The 21,561-nt window shown below is 72.8% G+C and carries 18 protein-coding genes; 8 read left to right on the plus strand and 10 right to left on the minus strand.

The window, feature by feature from the left end:
• Window positions 1–14 precede the first annotated feature (14 nt).
• From FJQ56_RS11805 to FJQ56_RS11825, 5 genes are all read right to left on the minus strand, one after another.
• Window positions 15–3,182, minus strand: coding sequence for a M1 family aminopeptidase (locus tag FJQ56_RS11805; protein WP_140009576.1), 3,168 nt, complete (start codon window positions 3,180–3,182; stop codon window positions 15–17).
• Between the two features lie 122 nt (window positions 3,183–3,304).
• Window positions 3,305–3,922, minus strand: a complete 618-nt coding sequence (locus FJQ56_RS11810) for a TetR/AcrR family transcriptional regulator (RefSeq protein WP_140009577.1) — start codon at window positions 3,920–3,922, stop codon at window positions 3,305–3,307.
• A gap of 42 nt (window positions 3,923–3,964) precedes the next feature.
• The gene (locus FJQ56_RS11815; protein ID WP_170215358.1) at window positions 3,965–5,191 is read right to left on the minus strand and encodes an NAD(P)/FAD-dependent oxidoreductase; all 1,227 of its coding nucleotides are present in this window, start codon (window positions 5,189–5,191) and stop codon (window positions 3,965–3,967) included.
• A complete protein-coding gene (locus tag FJQ56_RS11820; protein ID WP_140009579.1) occupies window positions 5,188–5,511 on the minus strand; it encodes a 2Fe-2S iron-sulfur cluster-binding protein in 324 nt (107 codons plus the stop codon). The genes FJQ56_RS11815 and FJQ56_RS11820 overlap by 4 nt, the downstream gene beginning before the upstream one ends.
• Window positions 5,508–6,803 carry an alpha/beta fold hydrolase gene (locus FJQ56_RS11825; protein WP_170215359.1) on the minus strand — a complete coding sequence of 432 codons (1,296 nt, stop codon included), beginning with the start codon at window positions 6,801–6,803 and terminating at the stop codon, window positions 5,508–5,510. The genes FJQ56_RS11820 and FJQ56_RS11825 overlap by 4 nt, the downstream gene beginning before the upstream one ends.
• Window positions 6,804–6,932: 129 nt before the next feature.
• On the opposite strand from FJQ56_RS11825, the gene FJQ56_RS11830 reads away from it, so the two are divergent.
• The 5 genes from FJQ56_RS11830 (at window position 6,933) to FJQ56_RS11850 (ending at window position 12,302) form a co-directional block, all read left to right on the plus strand.
• Complete coding sequence (locus FJQ56_RS11830) at window positions 6,933–7,988, plus strand: hypothetical protein (RefSeq protein WP_140009581.1); 1,056 nt, start codon at window positions 6,933–6,935, stop codon at window positions 7,986–7,988.
• 26 nt (window positions 7,989–8,014) lie between these two features.
• Entirely contained in the window at window positions 8,015–9,337 is a 1,323-nt protein-coding gene (locus tag FJQ56_RS11835; protein WP_140009582.1) for a cytochrome P450, read from the plus strand.
• Between the two features lie 70 nt (window positions 9,338–9,407).
• The gene (locus FJQ56_RS11840; protein ID WP_140009583.1) at window positions 9,408–10,244 is read left to right on the plus strand and encodes an SDR family oxidoreductase; all 837 of its coding nucleotides are present in this window, start codon (window positions 9,408–9,410) and stop codon (window positions 10,242–10,244) included.
• Between the two features lie 197 nt (window positions 10,245–10,441).
• Window positions 10,442–11,824, plus strand: a complete 1,383-nt coding sequence (locus tag FJQ56_RS11845; protein ID WP_211350848.1) for a flavin monoamine oxidase family protein — start codon at window positions 10,442–10,444, stop codon at window positions 11,822–11,824.
• Window position 11,825: 1 nt separating this feature from the next.
• Complete coding sequence (locus tag FJQ56_RS11850) at window positions 11,826–12,302, plus strand: SRPBCC family protein (RefSeq protein WP_140009585.1); 477 nt, start codon at window positions 11,826–11,828, stop codon at window positions 12,300–12,302.
• A gap of 18 nt (window positions 12,303–12,320) precedes the next feature.
• Here the strand turns inward: FJQ56_RS11850 and FJQ56_RS11855 are convergent, their stop codons facing one another.
• Entirely contained in the window at window positions 12,321–13,541 is a 1,221-nt protein-coding gene (locus FJQ56_RS11855) for an MFS transporter (protein ID WP_140009586.1), read from the minus strand.
• Window positions 13,542–13,700: 159 nt separating this feature from the next.
• On the opposite strand from FJQ56_RS11855, the gene FJQ56_RS11860 reads away from it, so the two are divergent.
• The gene (locus tag FJQ56_RS11860) at window positions 13,701–14,348 is read left to right on the plus strand and encodes a TetR/AcrR family transcriptional regulator (protein WP_170215360.1); all 648 of its coding nucleotides are present in this window, start codon (window positions 13,701–13,703) and stop codon (window positions 14,346–14,348) included.
• Between the two features lie 14 nt (window positions 14,349–14,362).
• Here the strand turns inward: FJQ56_RS11860 and FJQ56_RS11865 are convergent, their stop codons facing one another.
• From FJQ56_RS11865 to FJQ56_RS11880, 4 genes are all read right to left on the minus strand, one after another.
• On the minus strand, window positions 14,363–16,492 hold the full coding sequence (locus FJQ56_RS11865) for an MMPL family transporter (RefSeq protein ID WP_140009588.1): 2,130 nt from the start codon (window positions 16,490–16,492) through the stop codon (window positions 14,363–14,365).
• Window positions 16,493–16,627: 135 nt separating this feature from the next.
• Window positions 16,628–17,395, minus strand: coding sequence for an SDR family NAD(P)-dependent oxidoreductase (locus FJQ56_RS11870; RefSeq protein ID WP_140009589.1), 768 nt, complete (start codon window positions 17,393–17,395; stop codon window positions 16,628–16,630).
• Between the two features lie 11 nt (window positions 17,396–17,406).
• The gene (locus FJQ56_RS11875; RefSeq protein ID WP_140009590.1) at window positions 17,407–18,612 is read right to left on the minus strand and encodes an acyl-CoA dehydrogenase family protein; all 1,206 of its coding nucleotides are present in this window, start codon (window positions 18,610–18,612) and stop codon (window positions 17,407–17,409) included.
• Window positions 18,613–18,630: 18 nt separating this feature from the next.
• Complete coding sequence (locus FJQ56_RS11880; RefSeq protein WP_140009591.1) at window positions 18,631–19,638, minus strand: phosphotransferase family protein; 1,008 nt, start codon at window positions 19,636–19,638, stop codon at window positions 18,631–18,633.
• Window positions 19,639–19,715: 77 nt separating this feature from the next.
• Between FJQ56_RS11880 and FJQ56_RS11885 the strand changes: the two genes are divergently transcribed.
• Together FJQ56_RS11885 and FJQ56_RS11890 are read left to right on the plus strand one after the other, a co-directional pair.
• Window positions 19,716–20,645 (plus strand): TetR-type transcription factor C-terminal domain-containing protein, encoded by a 930-nt coding sequence (locus FJQ56_RS11885; RefSeq protein WP_140009592.1) that lies wholly within the window; start codon window positions 19,716–19,718, stop codon window positions 20,643–20,645.
• 15 nt (window positions 20,646–20,660) lie between these two features.
• Entirely contained in the window at window positions 20,661–21,428 is a 768-nt protein-coding gene (locus tag FJQ56_RS11890) for an IclR family transcriptional regulator (protein ID WP_140009593.1), read from the plus strand.
• Window positions 21,429–21,561: the final 133 nt, after the last annotated feature.

Consider the following 21,561-nt stretch of genomic DNA (forward strand, 5'->3'; position numbering starts at 1 on the left):
CGCCGGCACCGACCTCAGCGCACGCGCAACGACGGACTGTCCTTCACGACCACCCGGTAGCCCAGCTTGCTCGTGCGCGTCCGGACGCGCACCGAGCGACCGCGGTCGGCGGCGCGCAACCGATAGGTCGTGGCGGTGGCGCCGGGGACGGCGACGCCACCGACGTACCACTGCACCCTGACCCTGGTGCCCGGGTCGTGGGCGCCGACGTAGGCGCGCAGGGTGCGGCCGGCGACCGGGTTGCCGGCGATGCTCGGGCGGGGCTGGCGGGTCTGGTCAGCCGGCTTGGCCAGCACCGGGCGGCTGCGGCGGATCTCCCACGAGTAGCCCGGCCGCTCGCCGGTGACCGCGAAGACGATGGACTTGCCGACGTCCTGGGGGCGTACGACGTAGGTCGTCGAGGACGGGCCGGGGACCCCGACGCCGCCGACGACCCAGTTGAACGTGAACATGACCTCGGGCGCCCAGGTGCCGCGGACGCCGGTGAGGGTCTGCCCGGTGGTGGCCGTGCCCTGGACGGTGGGGATCGGGGCGGGGTCGAGGATCCCGGGATCGACGCCGACGGGCTCGCTCGTGCGGGTCACCGTCTCGTAGCCGGCGACGTCACGGGTGCCGGTGACCCGCACGGTCAGGCCGAAGCCACGGTCCTCGGGACGCGGGGTGTAGGTCGGACCGGTCCCGACGGCGTACCCGGCGACGAACCACTGGTAGGTCAGCTCGGCGTCGTCGGTCCACTCGCCCGGCACGACCGAGACCGGCACCGCGACGCGCGGGGCGGCCGACAGGGTCGGCACGGGGGAGAACGGGGCGTCGATCGGGATGACGGTGACGGGCTCGCTGCTCTCGGTGGCGGTCGTGTAGCCGGGGAGGGTGCCGGTGACCGAGGCGGTCAGCTGGTGGCCGGCCTGCGCGGGGATCGGCCGGTACGTCGCCGCGGTGGCGCCCGGGATCGGCTCGCCGTCGAGCGACCACTGGTAGGTGAGCGTGGCGTCGCGGTCCCAGGACTCGTGGACCGCGGTGAGGGTCGTGCCCACCCGCGGCTCACCGGTGACGGTCGGGGCCGAGGTGGAGTGCTGCACGCCGGGCTCGACCGTGACGGGCCCGCCGGTGCGCGTGACCGTCTCGTAGCCCTCGCCCGAGCCGGTCACGCGCACCGTGATGGCGGCTCCCAGGTCGGCGGCGGTCGCCTCGTAGCTGGAGTAGATGGCGTAGGGGATGCGCACCCCGTCGCGGAGCCACTCCCAGTCGTAGCTGGGCTCCTGGTCCCAGTCCTGGACGCTGACCAGGAGGCGGTCGCCGACGCGGGAACGGCCCTCGATGACCGGGTCGGGGTTGTCGATGGCGGCGATCGGCAGCCGCAACGTGGTGACGCAGCCGGTGCCGCAGTCGGCCCCGGGCGTGGTGCCCCGGGCGCGGACGGTGAACGCGCCGCCCCGGCCACGGACGAGGGCGGCGGTGAAGGTGACCGACGCGGTCTCGCCGACCGGGATCGCCGGGACGTCCCAGGTGATGGTCTCCCAGGCGCGGGTCAGGCCCGACGGCAGCGGGTCGAGGTAGCCGCGGGCGCGCAGCTCGGTCGCGTCGACCTCGACGGTCGAGGCGGTGGTGGGGACCTTGCCGGTGTTGTGCGCGGTCAGCGTGTAGGCGACCGTCGAGCCGGGCGCGACGTCGCTGCCGTTCACCGGGTCCGAGGTGAGCGTGAGGTCGTAGGCGACGGGCCACGCAGCCGGCTTGCGGGTGCCGTAGACCCAGGTCTGGAAGAACGCGTCCAGGTCCTGGCCCGAGACCTGCTCGGCCACCGCGATGAACTGCGCGGTCGTCGCGCTGCGTCCGCCGTACGTCCGCAGCCAGGTGGTCATCACGTCCTCGAACACGTCGTCGCCCAGGGCCGAGCGCAGGGCCTCCAGCGCGACGGCGCCGCGGGTGTATACCTGCTCGCCGAACAGCTCGGACGGGTCGTCGAACCCGGCCGCCGGCACCGACCACAGCGACGCGGTCGACGAGGAGCGCCAGGTGTCGTAGTAGGTGTCCTGGGTGCCCTTACCGCCGTCGAGCTCGGCGCCCACCTCGGTCTCGACGAACGTGGCCGGGCCCTCGTTGAGCCAGACGTCACCCCAGTCGGCGGGGGAGACGGAGTCGCCGAACCACTGGTGGGCCAGCTCGTGGACCAGTGTCGGCTCGTCGATCTGCGAGGGGAAGAACGGGCGGTCCTGGGTCTCGAGCGCATAGCTGACGCCGCTCGGCACCCGGTCGACGACCACGCCCGTCGAGCTGCCCGGGTAGGTGCCGTAGTGACCCTCGATCGCCGTGAGGATCTCGCCGAGCCGGCCTCGGGCGGCCGTGAAGCCGGACGTGGCGGCGGACAGCGCGCTGTCGCGGTAGCTGTACTCGTGCGTGGTCCCGTCGGTGAGCGGGACGTCGGACTCGGCGGCGACGTACGGCCCGATGCCGACGAAGGAGAGGTACGTCGCCTGCTGTCGGGGCTGATCCCACGTGAAGGACTGGGTGGTCGACGACCGGCTCGTCTCGCTGAGCACCCCGTTGCCGACGACGGTGCGGTTCTGCGAGCCCGCGGCCGCCGAGTAGGGCACGGTCACCGTGGTCGAGAAGGTCGCCTTGTCGCGCGGGGTGTTGTTGTTGGGGAACCACGTCATCGCGCCGACCGGCTCGTTGAGGGCCACGACGCCCGAGGTCGCGCCGCTGCCGGTGTCGACCCAGCCCTCCTGGGAGCCGTCGGGGTCGGTGTGGGCGGCGGGCGTGCCCGAGTAGGTGACCGTGGTCGTGAACCGGCCGCTCACGGGACGGGCCGGTGTGACGACGAGCTTGTGCCGGTCCCCGGACGCCACCCGGGAGAACCGCGCCGGGTCGCCGTCGACCGAGACCGCGGTGACCGTGAGTCCCTCGAGGTCGAACGAGTACGTCGTCAACGGCTGCTGGGTCGTCGTCGCGGTGATGGTCGCCGTCGCGCTGATGGCCCGGGACGTCGACCACCTGATCCGCAGCTGGTAGTGCTCGACGTCGTACCCGCCGTTGCCCTGGTGGGGGAACAGGGTGTCGCCGGCCGTCTGGGCGCCGACGACCCCGGAGCCGACCCGGGTCGGGGCCGCGTCGGCCGGACCGCTCGAGCCGATGACGGGTGCGAGCAGTGCGGCGATGGCGACCCAGACGGGCAGGCGAGGCATGGGACCAGTCTCACCCACGCGCGACCCTCTCGGAGACCGAATGCCCGGTACTGCCAGGAGGCTGGTGGATCAGGCGGCGGGGTTCGGCGAGGCGCACGAGCGGGCCGCGTGGGCGTCGCTGCTCACGGGCGCTGTCCGAGCAGGGTCGTGGCGGACTCGAAGGCGCCGTCGAGCCTGTGCCGGAGCAGCTCCAGCGACGGGTCGCCGTCGTCGCGCCAGCGTTCGAAGGCGACTCGCAGGGCGCTCAGCGCCCAGGCGGCGAGCAGCTCGGCATCGCGCCGGGACCTCGGCTCCGGGAGACGCTCGAGCACCACGTCGGCCATCTCGATCTCCCAGTCGAAGATCCGGTCGCGCACCCGCTTCATCAGGGCAGGCGACGAGTCAGCCATGTCGGCACTGATCCGCATCTGCTCGGCGAAGCGGCTCGCAGGCTCGTGGACGGAGTCGAAGGCGTGCCGCAGGGCGACCCAGATCGGCTCGTCGGCCGGGCGCTGCTGCAGCGCCGAGCGGAACGTCGGCCCCGGGTCGTCGAGCCAGGCCATCGCGAGGCCTTCCTTGGACTCGAAGTGGCGGTAGAAGGTGCGGCTGGACACCCCCGCTGCGAGCGCGATCATGTCGACGCTGGTGCCCTCGATCCCGTGCTGGTCGAAGAGCTCGCGTGCGGCGTCGGACAGCCTGGACCGCACGGCCTCACGCGCGATGGCCCGCCCGCCCACGGGGCGCTCGGGGGTGTCCGGCATCGGGAGGGGCTCCTGTCGGACGGCGGGAAGTAGGGCGACGCCTCAGTGGCGGGTGAGCAGCTGGCGCAAGGAGACCGACTCGTCCGTCAGCCGATCGATCAGTGCCGGGATCGGCCGCCCGAGCCACGGCTTCGTCTGGGTGAACTCAGCAGGTCGATCGACCGCCTCGACCCGCACGATCCGATCCTCGACGATACCAAAGACGAGGAACGACCCGTCCGAGACGGAGCCCCGGGTCACCCACCGCGAGGGTCGTGTGTCGGGGTCGCCCGCCATCTGGATCTTGACGTCGAACTGGTGCGACCAGAACCACGGTGCTCCGTCGGTCGGCGCGGGCCGCCCGAGAATGGCGGCCGCGGCCCGGCGGGCACTCGCGGCGGCGTGCGGGGCGGACTCCAGGCGCCGGGTCGACCCGCCGGCGCGGACCACCCGTGCGCAGTCACCGATCGCGAACACCTCGGGAGCCGAGGCGCGATAGTCGACGTCGACGAGGACGCCGTCGTTCGTGGCCAGCCCAGCCCGCGACGCCAGCTCGGTCTCCGGCACCATCCCGATCCCGACGACCACCTCGTCGACCTCGACGTCGCCCTGGTCGGTGACCAGGCGGCTGATCCGTCCGTCCTGGTCCGCCTCGAGGCGCAGGCCGGTCGCCGCGGTGCGGACCTCCACGCCCCGGCGACGGTGCACGGACGCGACGTGGGTGGCAACCACCTCGCTGCAGACCCGGCCCAGCAAGCGGGGGCCGAGCTCGAGCACCGAGACCGCGGCGCCGTGGTCTCGTGCGCTCGCGGCCACCTCGAGCCCAACGAAGCCGCCGCCGACGACGCCGAGCCGGGTACCGGGCCTCAGCCGCTCCCTCAGTCGCTCCACGTCGGCGCAGGTCTTGACGTGATGCAGGTTGGTAGCGCCCGCGGCGACCGGGTCGGACAGGGCCCGGACCCGGCCTCCCAGGGCGAGCACCAGGACGTCGTACTCGTGTGACCGGGCGCCGACCCGCACCGTCCTGGCGTGGGTGTCGATGCTGTCGGCCCGTCGGTCCAGCGCCAGGTCGACGTGCTGCTGGTCGTAGAAGGACCGCGGTCGGATGGGCAGGTCGGCGGCGGTGGCTGTCCCCTGGAGGAACGCCTTCGACAGCGGTGGGCGTTGATAGGGCACGGCGGTCTCGTCGCCGACGAGCACGAGGTCGCCGGTGAAGCCACCGGCACGCAACGCCGCGACCACCTCCGCTCCGGCGTGCCCGGCACCGAGGACGACGATCCGCCGGCTCACCATTGACTGGCCGGCACCCGGACCCTGACGCCGTCGATCGAGGGGTCCACCGTGATCTGGCACGACAGTCGGCTCCCGGGCTCTCGCTCCTCGGCCGTCGCGTCGAGCATCTCGTCCTCGAAGCCCGTCGGCGGCCCGACGGCGGCGGTCCAGTCGTCGGCGACAACGACGTGGCACGTCGCGCAGGAGAGCTCGCCGCCGCAGTCGGCCACGATGCCCGGGACCAGGTGGGCCAGGGCGCTGCGCATCACCGACTCGCCGTCGGTGGCGTCCACCGCGGTGACGGTCCCGTCGGGCTGCTCGAACTCGACGCGGCTCACGGGGCGCTCCGGTCGGGTCCGGCCGCCTCGATGGCTGCGGTCATCCGGTCCAGGGCTGACGTGAGGTAGGGGCGGAATCCCTCGGGGTCGTCCGACGGCGTGAAGTGCGACAGGCCCGGCATCACGATGAACTCGGCGCCGGGGATGTTCGCCGCGAGCGCCGACCCGTTGTCGTCGGGGGTCAGCATGCTGATGTCGTGCTCGCCGGTGAGGATCGTCAACGGCGTCCTGGCGGTGTCGATCAGGTGCCCGTCGACGCGCAGGTCGTGACCGAACATGAAGTAGTCGTTGTCGGCCGGGTAGGCGTCACGGTGGTTGGAGGTGTAGATCCACTCCACCTCGCGGCGGAAGTCCTCGGGCGCGTCGGCGCCGGTGACGTCGAACATCGTCGACCCGACCGCGCCAGCGGCAACCCGTGGATCGCGGAAGCGGTCGTTGTCGAACCCGGCCCACGAATCCATGTGATAGAGCCCGTTGACGCCGACCGCGCCCCGGATGGAATCGGGGTGGTGGGCGCACAGGTCGGAGGCGAGCTGGCCTCCCACCGAGCAGCCGACGAAGATCGGCCTGTCCAGGCCGGTCGCGGTGATGAAGCCGGTGACCCACCGCATCAGCAGGGTCTTGTCGAACGTCAGGTCCTGCTCCCACCAGCGCGACCCGACCGGGGGCAGGGACTTGCCGTGGTAGGGCAGGTCGATGGCGACGAGGGTGTAGCGCTCCTGGAGCTCGGGGTCCGCGAGGACGTGGCGATACTGCCGGCCGTCGGCTCCGGCGGTGTGCATGAACAGCACGGGCACCGGACCGCGTCCGGCCTGCTCGTAGTAGACGCGGTACTCGAGGTCGTCGACCGAGTAGCGGACGTAGCGCCCCACCGGGTCGTCGGAGTCGGCGAACGGGTCCGCCTCGACGGTCCGCTCGGTGCGACCGACGGCGGTCTCGACCCCCAGACGCACGATCCGGTTCCACGCGCCGAGGTAGGGGGCGACCACCGTGGGCCAGTCGGCCTCGATCGTCGCGCCGAACACCTGGGCCGACGTGAGGCACTCGAACCCGACCTGGGGGTGGGGGACGGCCATCAGGTCCCACAGCTCGGCGGGGATGGTCAGGCCGACGGCGGGGTCGACCGCGGACGGGTCCACGTCGGTGGGAGTGACGGCGCCGTCGTCGATCACGAGGTCGAAGACGGTCTCGCCCAGGGTGACCCGCACCGTTCCATGGAAGGCCCTGAGCCGTACGGCGAGCTCGCGGTCGCCGGCCAACCTCGTGCGCAGCTGGGCTCCTTCGAGCGTCATGGGCATTCCTCCTCGGGCGTGGTGACAGCGATTCCGTCACACCTTGACCAAATGGCAGACTATGACAGATAGTCAGAGTGTGCAATGGCTCACACCGCAGGCTGCGGCCCCCTGGCGACGAGGACGACGATGACGACACCACGGCCCCGGGCCGACCTCCTGGACTTGGCCCAGCGCGCCCAGCAGGAGGCGATCGACTGGATCGAGCAGCAGCTCGACGACGGTCGCCCGCGTGACCACGCCCAGAAGAACACCTGGTGGCGCGTCCCGTGGGCGCTCTCGGTCGCCGGGGCCGACGGCGCCGCCGGGGCCGTCCTGGACTGGGCGGTGCGCGAGGCCCTGGACGGCCAGGCCGACCTGCGCCCCGGGCCGGCCGAGTTCATGGCCGGCGCGAGCCCGGTCTACGAGCTCAGCGCGATCGCCATCGCCGCGTGGCGCCTGGGTCGTCCCGATCTGGCCCACGCCCTCCTGGACCGCTGCGCTCTCTTCCAGAGCCGGCACACCGGGGGTGTCTACGACCAGCGGGACCGGGACGAGAGCGGCGCCCACGTCCAGGACCTGCTGAAGACCTGCCAGCTCGGCATCGCCGCGGTCGTCGTCGGGCGTCGGGACATCGCGGATCCGATCGCGACCTGGGTGCGCGAGCTGTGGGCTCGGCAGCCCGAGCTGCCCCACGTCCTCTACGCCGGGCGGTACGACGACGGCACGCTGTTCGTGCCGACCGAGGACGACTTCTTCGGCCGCTTCCTGCTCCGCGTCGACTTCCGCGAACCGCTGCAGGCCTACTACAACCCCGGGATCGCCGCCGCCTTCCTGCACGACTACCGCGCCCTGGCCGGGTCCGACGACCTCGACCTCGCCCGTGCCTTCCTCCGGCTCAACGCCGACGGGACCGACGCACAGTTCACCGATCCGCACTCGGTGCAGATCTGCAAGTACGCCTGGGGTGTCGCGTGCGACCTCAGGCTCGACCCGCACTCGCCGTTCACCGCCGACGCCGAGCGGATGACCGAGTGGTTCCTCGACCGGCAGAACGCCGACGGCTCCTGGTCGCCCTCGACCTTCGGGTCCGCGGAGGTGCCGCCACCGGTCGACCGGCTGTGGAAGACGGCCGAGCACCTCATGGAGCTGACGTTCCTGATCGAGGCGCTGAACGCGGCCGACCCGACCATCCCCGACTCCTGACCCGACGAACGACGAGGAACCACCACATGACCGACGACGCCGTCGCAGCCGCGCCCCACCTGTGCCCCGTGATGTCGGACGAGGGGCGGGTCGAGATCGACTTCGACCACCTCGACCCCGACTACTCCGACCACTGGAGCCCACGACTCAACCAGCTCGCACGTTGCCCCGTGGCCCACTCGTCACACCATGACGGCTTCTGGATGGTCACCGGCCACGAGGAGCTCAAGGCGGCGGCGACCGACTGGGAGCACTTCTCCTCGCTGCACGACGGCATCGACGGCGACGCCTTCGCCGAACGCGACAAGGTCGCCTATCCGGAGCCACGCACCCCGCGCGGCGGCTCGACCATCCCGGACGCATCGCTGGCCAGGATGGTGCCGAGCGAGGCCGACGGGCCCATGCACACCGACATCCGCCGTCTCGAGGTCCCGTTCTTCACCCCGAAGGCCGTGCGGTCGCAAGAGGCGCAGGTCCGCGCCTACGTCGACGCCGCGCTCGACGACGTGATCGAGAGCGGGCGTCTCGACTTCGCCACCGACTTCGGTCGCGTCATCCCCACCAAGGTCACGATCTCGGTGATCGGCTTCGACCCCGAGGAGTGGGCCGACTTCGCCGCCGTCGTCCACGCCATGAACCTGCACGGCATCTACTCGCCGGAGTTCCCGTTCGACGCCCTCTTCGCGACCCAGGCCAAGGTGCTCGAGCTCGTCAAGCAACGGCGCGAGGACCCGCGCGACGACGTCGCCTCCGCCCTGACCCGGGGCTCCGTGCTCGGCTCTCCCGTCACTGACGAAGAGGCGGCGACGATCCTCAACGGGCTCACGTTCGCCGCCACCGACACGACGACCTCGGCGCTCCTGCACTCCCTGCGCTGGCTCTCGGCCCACCCCGAGGAGCGGGCGCTCCTGCAGCGCGAGCCCGACCGGATCCCTACGGCGATCGAGGAGTTCCTGCGCTACTACAGCCCGTTCTTCGGTGTCGCCCGCACCGTGGCCGCCGACACCGAGCTCGGCGGACAGTCGTTGGCCGAGGGTGACCGCGTGATGCTGACGTACGCCGCCGCCAACCGCGACGAGCGCGTCTTCGAGGACCCCGACCGGGTCGACCTCGCGCGCGCCAACGCATCCGAGCACGTGGCGTTCGGCGCAGGGCCCCACCGGTGCCTCGGTGCGCCCCTGGCCCGCCTCGAGCTGCGCATCATGATCGAGCGGGTCCTCGAGCGACTCCCCGACTTCCACGTGCTGGAGGACCAGGTCGTCGAGTACCCCATCAAGTCGTCCATCAACGGCATCGACCAGCTGCCCGCGACGTTCACGCCGGGGACCCGCGTCGGCACCTCCCGATGAGCGACGAGCCCGACCGACCCTCACCGTCCGCCATGATCACCATCACCATCCCAGCCACCCCAGGAGCGCCATGACCACGGACCTCACCGGACGCGTCGTCGTCATCACCGGAGGGGCCCGCGGTATCGGGCTCACCACCGCCCGGCAGCTGGCGGACGCCGGCGCCAGGGTCGTGCTCGGTGACCTCGACCTCGCCCAGGTCACCGAGGCCGCCGACTCCGTGGGCGGTGGCGCGGTCGGGGCGCGGCTCGACGTCACGAGCCGCGACTCGTGGGCCGACTTCCTGGCCGCGACCGCCGAGGCCGGCCCGATCGACGTCCTGGTCAACAACGCGGGCATCATGCCGCTGGGCCGTTTCCTCGACGAGGACGACGCCATCTCCCGCGCCGTCTTCGACGTGAACGTCCTGGGCTACGGCCTCGGCATGAAGATGGTCGTGCCGGCCATGATCGCGCGCGGCGGCGGGCAGGTCGTCAACGTCGCCTCCGCCGTCGGCCGGCTCCCGCTCGCCGAGGGTGCGAGCTACTCGGCCTCGAAGGCCGCGGTGATCGCGATGAGCGACGCCGTGAGGGACGAGCTGGCCCGCGACGGCATCGCCGTCAGCGTCATCCTGCCGACGGCGGTCGAGACGGCGCTGGCCGCCGGGGTGGCCCACGCCAAGGGCGTCAAGCACCTCGCCCCGGAGGACGTCGCGAAGGCCATCGTCGGGGTGATCCGGCGTCCGCGCGACGAGACGTGGGTGCCCCGGTCGGGCGGACGCATGGTGGCAGCCTCGTCGCTGCTGCCCCGCGGCGTACGCCTCGGGATCCAGCGGCTCATCAGTGCGGACACGGTGCTGAGCGGTGCCGACAGTGCCGCCCGCACGTCGTACGAGCGTGAGCTGCGCGAGCGGGCGCGCCAAGGCTGATCGGCCGTCGACTGCTGATCGAGAGCGGTGCTCTGCCACGAGTCGTGGTGGCTGGGCGCCGTCGCCTCCGGCGGGCGGTGCTAGATTTCTGGACGATCGACCTGATAAGAGGCTACGGTGCGTCCCGACGTCGATCAGCGACCCCACGAGGAGCCGTCATGGCGAGGCCGGAGACGCAGGACCGGACGGCTGGGCCCGTGGGCGGCCCTGTCGGCGGCTCGGTCGACGTGGTGGTGGTGGGAGCCGGCCTGGCCGGTCTGACCGCGGCGCGCGAGCTGTCGACCGCCGGCCTCCGGGTGCAGGTGCTCGAGGCGCGCGACCGGGTCGGTGGCCGCACGCTCAACCACGACCTGGGCCACGGCGAGGTCGTCGAGACGGGCGGCCAGTTCGTCGGCCCCACCCAGCACCACGTACGACGGCTGGCCGCCGACCTCGGCGTCCCCCTCTTCCCCGCCCACGACGACGGCGACAGCGTCTACGTGCGCGGTCACCGGGCCCGGCGCTTCGCCGGTGACGTCCCCCCGGACCACCTCGCGCTGCCCGACGTCGCGATGACCATGCTGCGGATGAACGCCGCGTCGCGGGCGGTCCCGGTCGAGGCGCCGTGGGAGGCGCCCCGGGCGGCCGAGCTCGACGCGATCACCCTCGAGACCTGGATCCGGCGTACGACGATCGGCTCGGGCGGCCTCGAGCTCGTCAACGTCCTGCTCGGCTCGGCGTTCGGCGCGACCGCCGCGGAGGTCTCGGCCCTCTTCGCCCTCTGGTACGTCGCGGGGGCGGGCGACGCGGAGCAGCCGGGCACCCTCGAGCGGATGATCGGCGTGGCCGGTGGCGCGCAGGAGTCACGCCTCGTGGGTGGGTCGCAGCGGCTCTCGCTGCTCCTCGCCGACGAGCTCGGCGACCGGGTCGCCCTGGGCCGGCCGGTGCGCTCGATCCGTCAGGACCGCGACGGGGTCAGCGTCGTCACCGACGCCGGCACCTGGCGTGCGGCCCGCGTCGTCGTGGCCGTCCCGCCGCCCCTGGCCGCCCGGATCGCCTTCGACCCCGTGCTGCCGGCGCAGCAGCACGCGCTGTTCGAGCGGATGTCGTTCGGCAGCCTGATGAAGTGCGAGGCGGTCTACGAGACCCCGTTCTGGCGCGAGCAGGGCCTGTCGGGCCAGGGCGTCTTCCGCGGCGACGCGGCCCCGGTGTGCTCGATGTTCGACAACAGCCCCCCGAGCGGGACACCCGGTGTGCTGATGGGCTTCGTCGGTGGCGCCGAGTGGCGCCGCTGGTCGGTCCGGCCCGGGCGGGAGCGCCGCGGTGCGGTCCTGCGGAGCTTCGCGCGGGTCGTCGGCCCGCAGGCCCTGCGCCCGCTGGACTACCTCGAGCAGGACTGGACCGACGAGGAGTGGACCCGGGGCGGACCGACCTCCGTGCTCACGCCCGGCGTGCTCACCGGCATCGGGCGCTGGCGCGACGTCGCGTTCGACCGGGTGCACTGGGCCGGGGCCGAGCACGCCCACTACTGGAACGGCTTCATGGACGGGGCGATCAGCTCCGCCACGACCACGGCAGCCGCCGTGCTGGAGGAGATCTGACATGACCCGCACCGTCATCGTGAGCGTCACGCGCGAGCTGGCCGCGGGGGTGGAGGCGATCTGCGCGGTCACCGACGACACCTCCCGCTACGGAGACTGGGTGGACGGCGTCCTGGAGGTGACCGATCACCACGGTCGGGCCACGGTCGGCAGGACCTACGCCGAGCGCAACCGCGCCGTCGGTCCGCTGGTCACCCGCTCGCAGTGGACCGTGCTCGAGGACGTGCCCCACGAGCGCCGCGTCGACGCCGGCACCGGGTTCGCGCCGCTGCGCGATCTCGTCAACACCTTCCGCTTCGAGCCCCTGGGTCCCGATCGCACGGCGATGACCTACGAGGTGCGCTTCCGGATCGGGCTCGGCCCCCTCACACCGCTGGTGGTGGCCGTCCTGCGCCGGTCCCTGCGTGCCGAGTTCACCCGGTCGCTGCAGAACCTGGAGGAGCTGGTCGTCTCCGAGGCGCCCCTCGGCCGAGCCTGACCGGCGGCACCGCCCCGGTCACCGGACGGGGGCGTCGCGCGGCAGGGTCAGGGTCGCGACGACCGCCGGCAGTGCGACGACCGCCACGGCACCGAGCGCCGCGGCAGGTGACGACAGGAACGCCTGGACCGTCAGCACCAGCACGACCCCGCCCGCGTTGCCCGCGAGCAGGAGCAGCGTCGTGCCTCGCGCGGCCCGGTCCGCTCCCAGCCGTACCTCGGCCCACTCCAGGGCGATCGGCAGGCACGGCAGGAGCGCCAGGCCGACGACGACCAGCACCACGCCGAGGACGACGACGTCCTCGGCCAGTGCGGCGACGACGAAGCAGGTCACCGTGACCACGGCCGCCCCGACCAGCACCTGGCGTCGGCGTCCGGTCCGGCTGGCCCAGCCAGGCAGCACCAGCGAGCCGAGGATGCCGGCCACGGTCATCGCCGCGATCAGGCCACCGGCCGCGTCGGGCTCGCCCAGGTCGTCGAGCACCGAGTCGAGCCAGGTGGCGACGGCGTTGAACACGCCGACCCCGACGAAGAGCGTGACCGCCAGCCCGACCAGGAACGGGTCGAGGCGCCGGCCGGCCCCGGACTCCGCGTCGCGCCGTACGTCGTCGTGCCCGTCGCGGGCGCCGTCGTGGAGCGGGGCGACGCCCAGCACGGACACGGCGACGGCGAGGGCGACCGCGACCGCGAGGACGGCCTGCGCGCGCACGAGCCCGTCGAGACCGACGGCGTCGTAGAGAGGGCCGGTGCTGAGCGCGGCCACCAGGATCCCGACGAACTGCGCGGCGCTGACCAGGGCGATCACCGTCGCCCGCGAGCGGGCGGGGGCGAAGCGGACCGCGACGGCGGTCGTGGCCCCCACGACGAGCGGCTGGCCCAGCGAGACCACGATCTGCCCGCAGAGCAGGGTGGTGAAGGAGTCCGGGCCGAGCGCCCGGACCGTCGCCCCCAGAGCGGTCAGGGCGGCGCCGCAGGCGAGCGTGGGCGCGAGCCGGCGGTCGAGCCACCGTCCGGCGGGCAGGGCGAGCACCACGAAGACCAGCGGGTTGAGCGCGGTGAGGTCGCCGATCCGGCCGGAGCCGACGCCGAGGTCGCCGGCGACCTCGTCGGTGACGGGGGAGAAGGTCAGCCACAGCACCTGGGTCACGACGACGAGCGCGGCGAAGGTCGCCAGGACGACGGTCCGGCCCGCCGTGCGGAACCCGTGGTCGGGGGTGCGGGGCTGGGCCGTCTGGGCCATGTCGATCTCCTGCTCGCCGGGGGCTCGGGGACGACGACGGTCGAGCTCGTCCCGAGGGATCGTGGGGCACCACCGGGCATGTGGTCAAGTGACCAATTAATTTGGGTGGGAGGTCGGGCGCCCGCACTCGATCGCGATGGGCGTGTGAGAATCACGCCCATGGTCGACGGCGCCGCTCCCCCCGCCCCGTCCGTCCCCGCGGCCCCGCGCCGCGGACGACCACCGCGGACCAGCCAGGCCGAGCTGGTCACCGCGGCGATGACGGTCATCGGCCGCGACGGGGTCGGCGCGGCCACGACCCGCAAGATCGCCGACGAGGCGGGGGTGCCGCTCGGGACCGTGCACTACTGGTTCAAGGACAAGGCCGGGTTGCTCGACGCCGTGGTGCGCGAGCTGCTGCGCCGCATCGAGACGGTGACCGAGGCCCTCGCCCTGTCCGACGAGACCGACTACCGCGAGGCGCTGCTGGCGACCTTCCGCTCGATCGCCGAGGACGACCTCGGCACCCAGCTCGGGACCTACGAGCTGACGGTCCTGGCCGTGCGGACCCCCGGGATGCGCGAGCTGGCCGCCCGGCAGTACCAGCTCTACCGGGCCACGGCCCGCCACGTCGTCGAGCTCGCCCTGGCCGACTCCGACCTGGACCCCGCGACGGTCGCGACCCTCGGTGAGCTCGTCGCGGTGACCTTCGACGGCATGGTCCTGGCCTGGCTGGCCGATCCCGACGGCGCCGACCCGGAGGGCGTGCTGGCGATGCTGGCCCACCTGCTCCAGCTCGCCCGCACCTCGGGTGGCCCGGCCGCCTGAGGTGCGGACGTCCCTCAGCTGAGGGAGGAGCCCTCGAGGTCGATCCGGGGCAGCAGTCGGTCCAGGAGCCGTGGCAGGGCCCAGGCCCGCGCGCCGAGGAGCTGGTGGATCGCCGGGATCACCGTCATCCGGATCACGAAGGCGTCCACGGCGATGCCGACCGCGAGCGCGAACGCGATCTGCTTGATGACGATCGACGGGTCGAGGACGAAGGCGACGAAGACCGCGATCATGATGATCGCCGCGGCGGTGACCACACGGGCGCTCGAGGCGAAGCCCGAGACCGTCGCCTCGTGCGGGTCCGCGCCGTGGTCGTGGAGCTCCTTCATCCGGCTGACCAGGAAGACCTCGTAGTCCATCGCGAGCCCGAAGAGGACTGCGACGGTGAGGACCGGCACGAAGCTGACCACCTGGCCGTCACCCTGGGCGCCGAGCAGCGACAACCCGTGCCCGTCCTGGAACACGAACCGGGTGACGCCGAGCGCGGTGAACAGGCTCGCCGCGAACCCGAGGACCGCGACCAGGGGGACCAGGAGTGATCGGAACACCAGGATGAGGAGCAGCAGCGCCAGGACGAGGATGAGGCCGACGAAGAGCGGCATCGCCCCGGCGACCGTGGACGCGGTGTCGAGGTCGACCGCGGTCTGACCCGTGACGTAGGTGTCGACGTCGCGCCGGTCCCCGAGGTCGGCGGCCGTCGTCCGGATCCGGTGCGCCAGGTCGGCGGTCGCGGGGGAGGAGGGGCCGCTGCGCGGGGTGACCACGACGATCGCGAGGTCGCCGGCCTGGTTGACCAGCGGCCCGGCCACGTCGAGCACGTCGCGGTCGCCGCGCAGCAGGCCGAGGGCGTCGGTCCCGGCCCTCGATGCGTCGATCGCGGTCCCCCGGGTGTCGATCACCAGCTGCAGCGGACCGTTGGCCCCCTCGCCGAAGCCCTCGGCGAGCAGGTCGTAGGCGCGGCGCTGGGTGGTGTCGGTCGGGGCGCTGCTGTCGGACGGCAGCCCCTGGCGGGTACCCGGGACGTTGACCACGCCGAGGACGACGACGACCAGGGCGAGCCCCAGGGCGATCCACGGGCGACGCGTCACGGCCCCGACGTACCGGCGTCCGAGCGCCGGCTCGCGCGGCGTACGCCGCTGGCGGGCCCACCGGTCGCCGGTGACGGCCATCAGGGCGGGCAGGAACGTCACGGCCACGACGACGGCCACGGCCACGGACCCCGCGGCTGCCAGGCCCATGGTGCGCAGGAAGGGGATGCCGACCACGGACAGGGCGAGCAGCGCGAGGATCACGGTGACCCCGGCGAAGACGACCGAGCCGCCGGCGGCGGCCGTGCCCTGGATGATCGCGGCGTCCACCTCGGCGCCCTCGCGGCGCGCCTGTCTGGCCCGGGAGATGATGAAGCTCGCGTAGTCGATGCCGACGGCCAGCCCGAGCATCAGCGAGAGCGTCGGCGCCGACGAGCTGATCGTGAGCCCGCCCGACAGGGCGGTGATGGTCAGCGAGGCCACCCCGATCCCGAGCAGGGCGCTGAGCAGGGGGAGTCCGGCGACCAGCAGGGCGCCGAACGTCACCAGCAGGACGAGGTAGGCGACACCGATCCCGATCAGGTCCGCCTCGCCGCCGGGCTCGCTGGTGCTGATCACCCCGCCGGAGTACTCGACGTCGAGACCGGCCGCGCGGGCCGGTCCGGCGACCTCCTCCAGCGCCTGCTTGGTGCCGGTGTCGATCTCGGACACCGGGACGTCGAGCTGGAGGTCGGCGAAGGCCACCCGCCGGTCGGGCGAGACCTGCAGGCTGGAGCGGAACTCGCGGGCGGCCCCGGGGATCGTCTGCGGCACGTCGCGGGCCTGCGCGACCGTGGCCGCGACCAGGCGTGCGTAGCGCTGCTCGCCCAGGTCGTGGCCCTCGGGCGCCGCGAAGACGATGCGCGCGGTGGTGCCGCCAGTACCCGGGAAGCGGTGGTCGAGCAGCTGGAGCGCCTGCTCGGACTCGGTTCCCGGCACGCTGAAGGAGTCGTCGGTCCGCCCGCCGAAGGCCACCGCCGAGCCGCCAGCCGCCCCCAGGACCAGCAGCCAGGCGACGAGCACCAGCCAGCGCCGTCGTACGCACAGGGTGGCCAGGCGCTGCAGGGCCGTCACCACGGGTGGGCTCCGGCCCGGCCTGGCCGGACGGGGGTGGTCGGAGTGGCTTCGCTATTACTGGTCATGTGACCAAATTAGCGGAGGCGGGGCATTCGGGCGATGTCGCGCGCCTCACGTGGTGGCCCGGGAGTCGGCTCAGACGGTCGCGGTGAGTCCGCCGTCGACGACCAGCGAGCCGCCGGTCATGTACGACGAGGCGGGACTGGCCAGGAACAGCAGCGCGCCGTCGAGCTCGGCCTGCTCGCCGAACCGGCCGAGGATGCTGTGCTGCGCCACCATCTCGCGCAGGGCCTCGGACCCCTCGCCGTTGGTGATCTCGGAGTCGAAGTAGCCGGGACACAGGGCGTTGACCCTGATGCCCCGGCGCTGCGACCACTGCTGGGCCAGGTCGCGGGTCAGGCCGAGGACCCCGGCCTTGCTTGCGCAGTAGCCGGCCTGTGGGTAGCGCGAGGCCGCCAGGCCCAGGGCGCTGGCGACGTTGACGACGGCCGACCCCCGCGGCATGTGGGGCGCGCAGGCCCGAGCCATCCAGTAGACGCCGTTGAGGTTGATGTCGATCGTGCTCCGGAACCGGTCCGGGTCCTCGCGCAGCGCGCTCCCGGCGTGACCGACGCCGGCGTTGTTGACCAGGACGTCGATCCGTCCGAGCTGCGCCACCGCAGCCGCCGCGGCGGCCTCGCAGTCGTCGAGCACGGAGACATCGGTGCGCACGGTGAGGACGGTGGTGCCCTGGGCGCGCAGGTCCGCGGCGACGGCCTCCAGCTGGTCCTCGCGCCGGGCGGCGAGGACGAGGGTCGCGCCGGCCGCGGCCAGGGCGTGGGCGAAGCCCACGCCCAGCCCGGAGCTGGCGCCGGTGACCAGGACGACCTTGTCGTCCAGCCGGAAGCGGTCCAGGGGGTTCACGGGTCGCCCTCTCAGCCGACGTACGGCGGGGTGTGCTTGAGCTCCATGCGCGCGACCGTGCGCCGGTGGACGGCGTCGGGCCCGTCGACGATGCGCAGCACGCGCGCCCAGGCGTAGAAGTAGGCGAGCGGGGTGTCGTCGGAGACGCCCATCCCGCCGAAGACCTCGATGGCGCGGTCGATGACGGCGGTGGCCATGGCGGGCGCCGAGACCTTGATCGCCGAGATCTCGCTGCGTGCGCCCTTGGCTCCGTGCCGGTCGATCAGCCAGGCGGCGTGGTAGACGTGCAGCCGGGCCTGGTCGATCTCGATGCGCGACTGGGCGATCAGGTCCAGGACGTTGGACTGCTCGGCGAGGGGCTTGCCGAAGGCGACCCGGGTCCTGGCCCGCTCGACCATCAGGGCCAGGGCCCGCTCGGCCATGCCGATCGCCCGCATGGCGTGGTGGATCCGGCCGGGTCCCAGGCGGGCCTGGGAGATGAGGAAGCCGTCGCCCTCCTCCGCGAGGAGGTTGGTGGCCGGCACCCGGACGTCGGTGAAGGTGATCTCGCAGTGCCCGTGCTGGTCCTGGTAGCCGAAGATCGGCAGGCTGCGCTCGATGGTGACGCCCGGGGTGTCCCGCGGGACCAGGATCATCGACTGCTGGCGGTGCGTGGGGGCCTCCAGGTCGGTCTTGCCCATCACGATGAAGACCCGGCAGCGCTCGTCGGCGACGCCGGTGATCCACCACTTGCGACCGTTGATCACGTAGTCGGTGCCGTCGCGCTCGATGCGGGTGGTGATGTTGGTGGCGTCGGAGGACGCGACGTCAGGCTCGGTCATCGCGAACGCGGAGCGGATCTCGCCGGCGAGCAGCGGCTCGAGCCACTGCTCGCGCTGCGCCGGGGTGGCGAACAGCTCGAGGGTCTCCATGTTGCCGGTGTCGGGCGCCTGGCAGTTGATCGCCTCGGGGGCGATCACGGGGGACCAGCCGGAGATCTCGGCAACGGCGGCGTAGTCGACGTTGGAGAGGCCGGAGCTCTGCGGGAGGAAGAGGTTCCACAGGCCACGTCGGCGCGCCTCGGCCTTGAGCTCCTCCATCACCGGAGGGTGCGAGTGCGGGCCGTTCTCGGCGAGCTGGGCCGTCCAGACCGGCTCGGCCGGGAAGACGTGCGAGCGCATGAAGTCCCACATGTCGTCACTGGCCGCGCGGGCCTGGGGGGAGAGCGTGAAGTCCATCGTCTGCTTCCTGTCGGGTCAGACCAGCTCGAGGCCGGCACGGCCCAGCTGGCGGATCTCGTGGTCGAGGTCGCCGAAGTCCTGTCCGGCCATGGCTCCGGCGGCCGAGCGGGCGGAGACGCCCTGGGCGATGACGGCGAACTTGAAGTGCGCGAACGCCCGGTAGTAGGCCAGGTCCGAGAGGTCGACGGGCGACGAGGCGGCGTACCGCGCCACCATCGCGTCGCGGTCGGGGAAGCCCGGCAGGTGGGTGACGCCGGGGATCAGGCTCAGGGTCGGGTCCTGGGGGCCGGCCCAGAAGAGCATCAGCAGGCCCACGTCGGCGAGCGGGTCGCCGAGGGTCGAGAGCTCCCAGTCGAGGACGGCCCGGATCGTGCGCGGGTCCTCGCCGTCGTAGACGACGTTGTCGAGACGGAAGTCGCCGTGGACGACGGTCGAGCGCTGCTGGGTCGGCACCGCGGCGGCCAGCCGTCGGCCCAGCTCGTCGATCTCGGGTACGTCGTGGGTCCGGCTGGCCTGCCACTGACCGGTCCAGCGCCGGACCTGCCGGGCCATGAAGCCGTCGGGGCGGCCGTAGTCACCCAGGCCGACGGCGGCGGGGTCGACCGCGTGCAGGGTGGCCAGGGTGTCGGCGAAGGCGAACGAGAGGTGCTCGCGGGCCGCCGGTCCCTCGAACGGCGCGGGCAGGCTGCCTCGGATGACGTGGCCCTCGACCTTCTCCATCACGTAGCACCGCACGCCGAGGAGGTCGCCGTCGTCGGCCAGCACGATCCGCGCGACCGGGACGTCGGTGCCGGCCAGGGCGCGCTGCACCCGCGCCTCGCGGGTCATGTCGTGCGCGCTGGGCAGCAGCGTGCCGGTGGGCGGACGCCGCAGGACGAGCTCCCCGGCCCCGCTGCGTACGACGAAGGTCAGGTTGGACTTGCCGCCGGCGATCAGCTCGAGCTCGAGGTCGGACCACGCGGGGTCGCCCGTGGCCTGCACCAGGGCGGGACCGAGCCGGTCGAGCGGGACGAGGTCGGACACGGGACTCCTTCGCTGAACGGACCAAACGATCGTACGGTAGGTGTTCAGTCGCCGTCCAGCGCGGTAGTCTGTTCAGTATGGCTGAACTCAAGGACGTTGGTGGGGCGATCCGCGCGCGGCGGCAGGAGGTCGGGCTCTCGCTGCGGGCGCTCGCCGGACGGCTCGGCGTCAGCCCGGCGACCCTGAGCGCCGTCGAGAACGGCCGCACCCCGCTGACCGTGACCCGGCTGCACCGGATCGCCGAGCTGCTCGACACCACGGCCCCCGACCTCCTGAGCGGGCCTGCCGGGTCCTCCGGGTCCGCGGCGATCCCGCAGGTCCCGGCGTCCCGGGGCGCGACCCCCGAGGGGCGTCGCGGCGCCTGGCGGGACTTCTCCACCATCTCGATCGATCCGGTGCTGGAGGCCGCGGCGCGGGTGTTCGTGCGCCAGGGCTTCCACGCGACGAGCATGCGCGAGGTCGCCACCGAGGCCCACCTGAGCGTCGCCGGGGTCTACCACCACCACCCCAGCAAGGAGCGGCTCCTGGTCTCCCTGCTCGACCTCACCCTGGCCGAGATCGGCTGGCGGGTGGAGGCGGCGCGGGTCGAGGGGCGCGACCCGGTCGACTCCTTCGCCCGCATGGTCGAGTCGCTCGCCCTCTTCCACGCGGTCCGCGCCGACCTCGCCTTCATCGGGGCCAGCGAGATGCGGGCCCTCGGTCCGCAGGAGCGGACCCGGATCACCGGGCTGCGCGACGGCGTCCAGCACGCGCTCGACACCCAGGCCGCCGCGTGCCTGGACGTCGGCGCCTTCGAGGTCGACGACGCCCGGACGACGCTGCGCGCCATCGCCACGATGTGCACCTCGTTGCCGTCGTGGTTCCGGCCCGAGGGTCCTCTCGACGCCGCGTCGGTGGCGCGGGCCTACGCGCAGTACGCCCTGACCCTGATGGGCCACCGGGAGGCCCCGACGCCGTCGCCGCCCGTTCCCGCGCCCGATTCGTCCCTCGAAGCCGATTCCGAATAACGGTATGGTCCGGCCATGGAGACGGATCTCGACCCGAAGAACATCGTCGGGTCCATCATCAAGGGCGCGCGGCTGCTCGACCTCTACACGACCGAGCGGCGCGAGCTGTCCCTGAGCGAGTTCGCGGCCGAGACCGGCTTCAACAAGACCACGACCTACCGATTGCTGCAGACGTTGGTCGCCGTGGGCTGGCTGGTGCGGTCGGCCAACGGCGGCTACCGGCTCGGCACGCGCCTGCTGGTCCTGGGGGCCATCGCGCGGGCCGACCTCGACCTGCGCCGCGAGGCGCTGCCGCTCATGCAGCGGCTCGCCGACGAGCTGGGCGACACGGCGTTCCTGATGGTCCCCGGACCGCAGGGGGCGGTGATCATCGAGACCATCGTGGGGGCCAACCCGGTGCAGGTCGCCGGCCTGACGCCCGGCTCGGTGCTGCCCTACCACGTGGCCGCCGGCCCGGTCGCGCTCGCGGCCTTCTGCCCTGAGGTGGAGGCGTCGGTGCTGGAGATGACGCACCAGCAGTTCACCGCCCACACCGCCACGAGCCGGGCGGAGCTGAGCCGCAAGCTCCAGGACACCCGCGACCAGGGCTACGCCCTGTCGCTCGAGGACTACGTCGAGGGGGTCGCCGCCGTCGGCGCTCCCGTGCTCGGAGCGGACGGGATCGCGGTCGCCACCCTCAGTGTCGGCGGCCCGGTGGCCAACTTCAGCGACGCGCGGCGCGACCACACGATCGCGCTGGTGATCGAGGCCGCCTCGGTGCTGTCGGGCTGCCTGAACGCCTGATCCCGGGGTGGTCCGGATTCCGGAACCCCGTTTCGAAATTGTTTCGCTTCGCGATTCGAAGAGGTTGACGTACGTCACATCGCGGGTCTAGCGTCACCGTATTCCGAACTCTAGTTCGTAATACGGAACAGAC

It is taken from the genome of Nocardioides plantarum (assembly GCF_006346395.1).
In the GTDB taxonomy this organism is placed as follows: Bacteria; Actinomycetota; Actinomycetes; order Propionibacteriales; family Nocardioidaceae; genus Nocardioides; species Nocardioides plantarum.

Coding starts and splice junctions, on each gene's coding strand:
- FJQ56_RS11805 (WP_140009576.1), bottom strand. CDS start 3,182: ATGCCTCGCCTGCCCGTCTGGGTCGCCATCGCCGCACTGCTCGCACCC.
- FJQ56_RS11810 (WP_140009577.1), bottom strand. CDS start 3,922: ATGCCGGACACCCCCGAGCGCCCCGTGGGCGGGCGGGCCATCGCGCGT.
- FJQ56_RS11825 (WP_170215359.1), bottom strand. CDS start 6,803: ATGACGCTCGAAGGAGCCCAGCTGCGCACGAGGTTGGCCGGCGACCGC.
- FJQ56_RS11830 (WP_140009581.1), top strand. CDS start 6,933: ATGACGACACCACGGCCCCGGGCCGACCTCCTGGACTTGGCCCAGCGC.
- FJQ56_RS11835 (WP_140009582.1), top strand. CDS start 8,015: ATGACCGACGACGCCGTCGCAGCCGCGCCCCACCTGTGCCCCGTGATG.
- FJQ56_RS11840 (WP_140009583.1), top strand. CDS start 9,408: ATGACCACGGACCTCACCGGACGCGTCGTCGTCATCACCGGAGGGGCC.
- FJQ56_RS11850 (WP_140009585.1), top strand. CDS start 11,826: ATGACCCGCACCGTCATCGTGAGCGTCACGCGCGAGCTGGCCGCGGGG.
- FJQ56_RS11855 (WP_140009586.1), bottom strand. CDS start 13,541: ATGGCCCAGACGGCCCAGCCCCGCACCCCCGACCACGGGTTCCGCACG.
- FJQ56_RS11860 (WP_170215360.1), top strand. CDS start 13,701: ATGGTCGACGGCGCCGCTCCCCCCGCCCCGTCCGTCCCCGCGGCCCCG.
- FJQ56_RS11875 (WP_140009590.1), bottom strand. CDS start 18,612: ATGGACTTCACGCTCTCCCCCCAGGCCCGCGCGGCCAGTGACGACATG.
- FJQ56_RS11885 (WP_140009592.1), top strand. CDS start 19,716: ATGGCTGAACTCAAGGACGTTGGTGGGGCGATCCGCGCGCGGCGGCAG.
- FJQ56_RS11890 (WP_140009593.1), top strand. CDS start 20,661: ATGGAGACGGATCTCGACCCGAAGAACATCGTCGGGTCCATCATCAAG.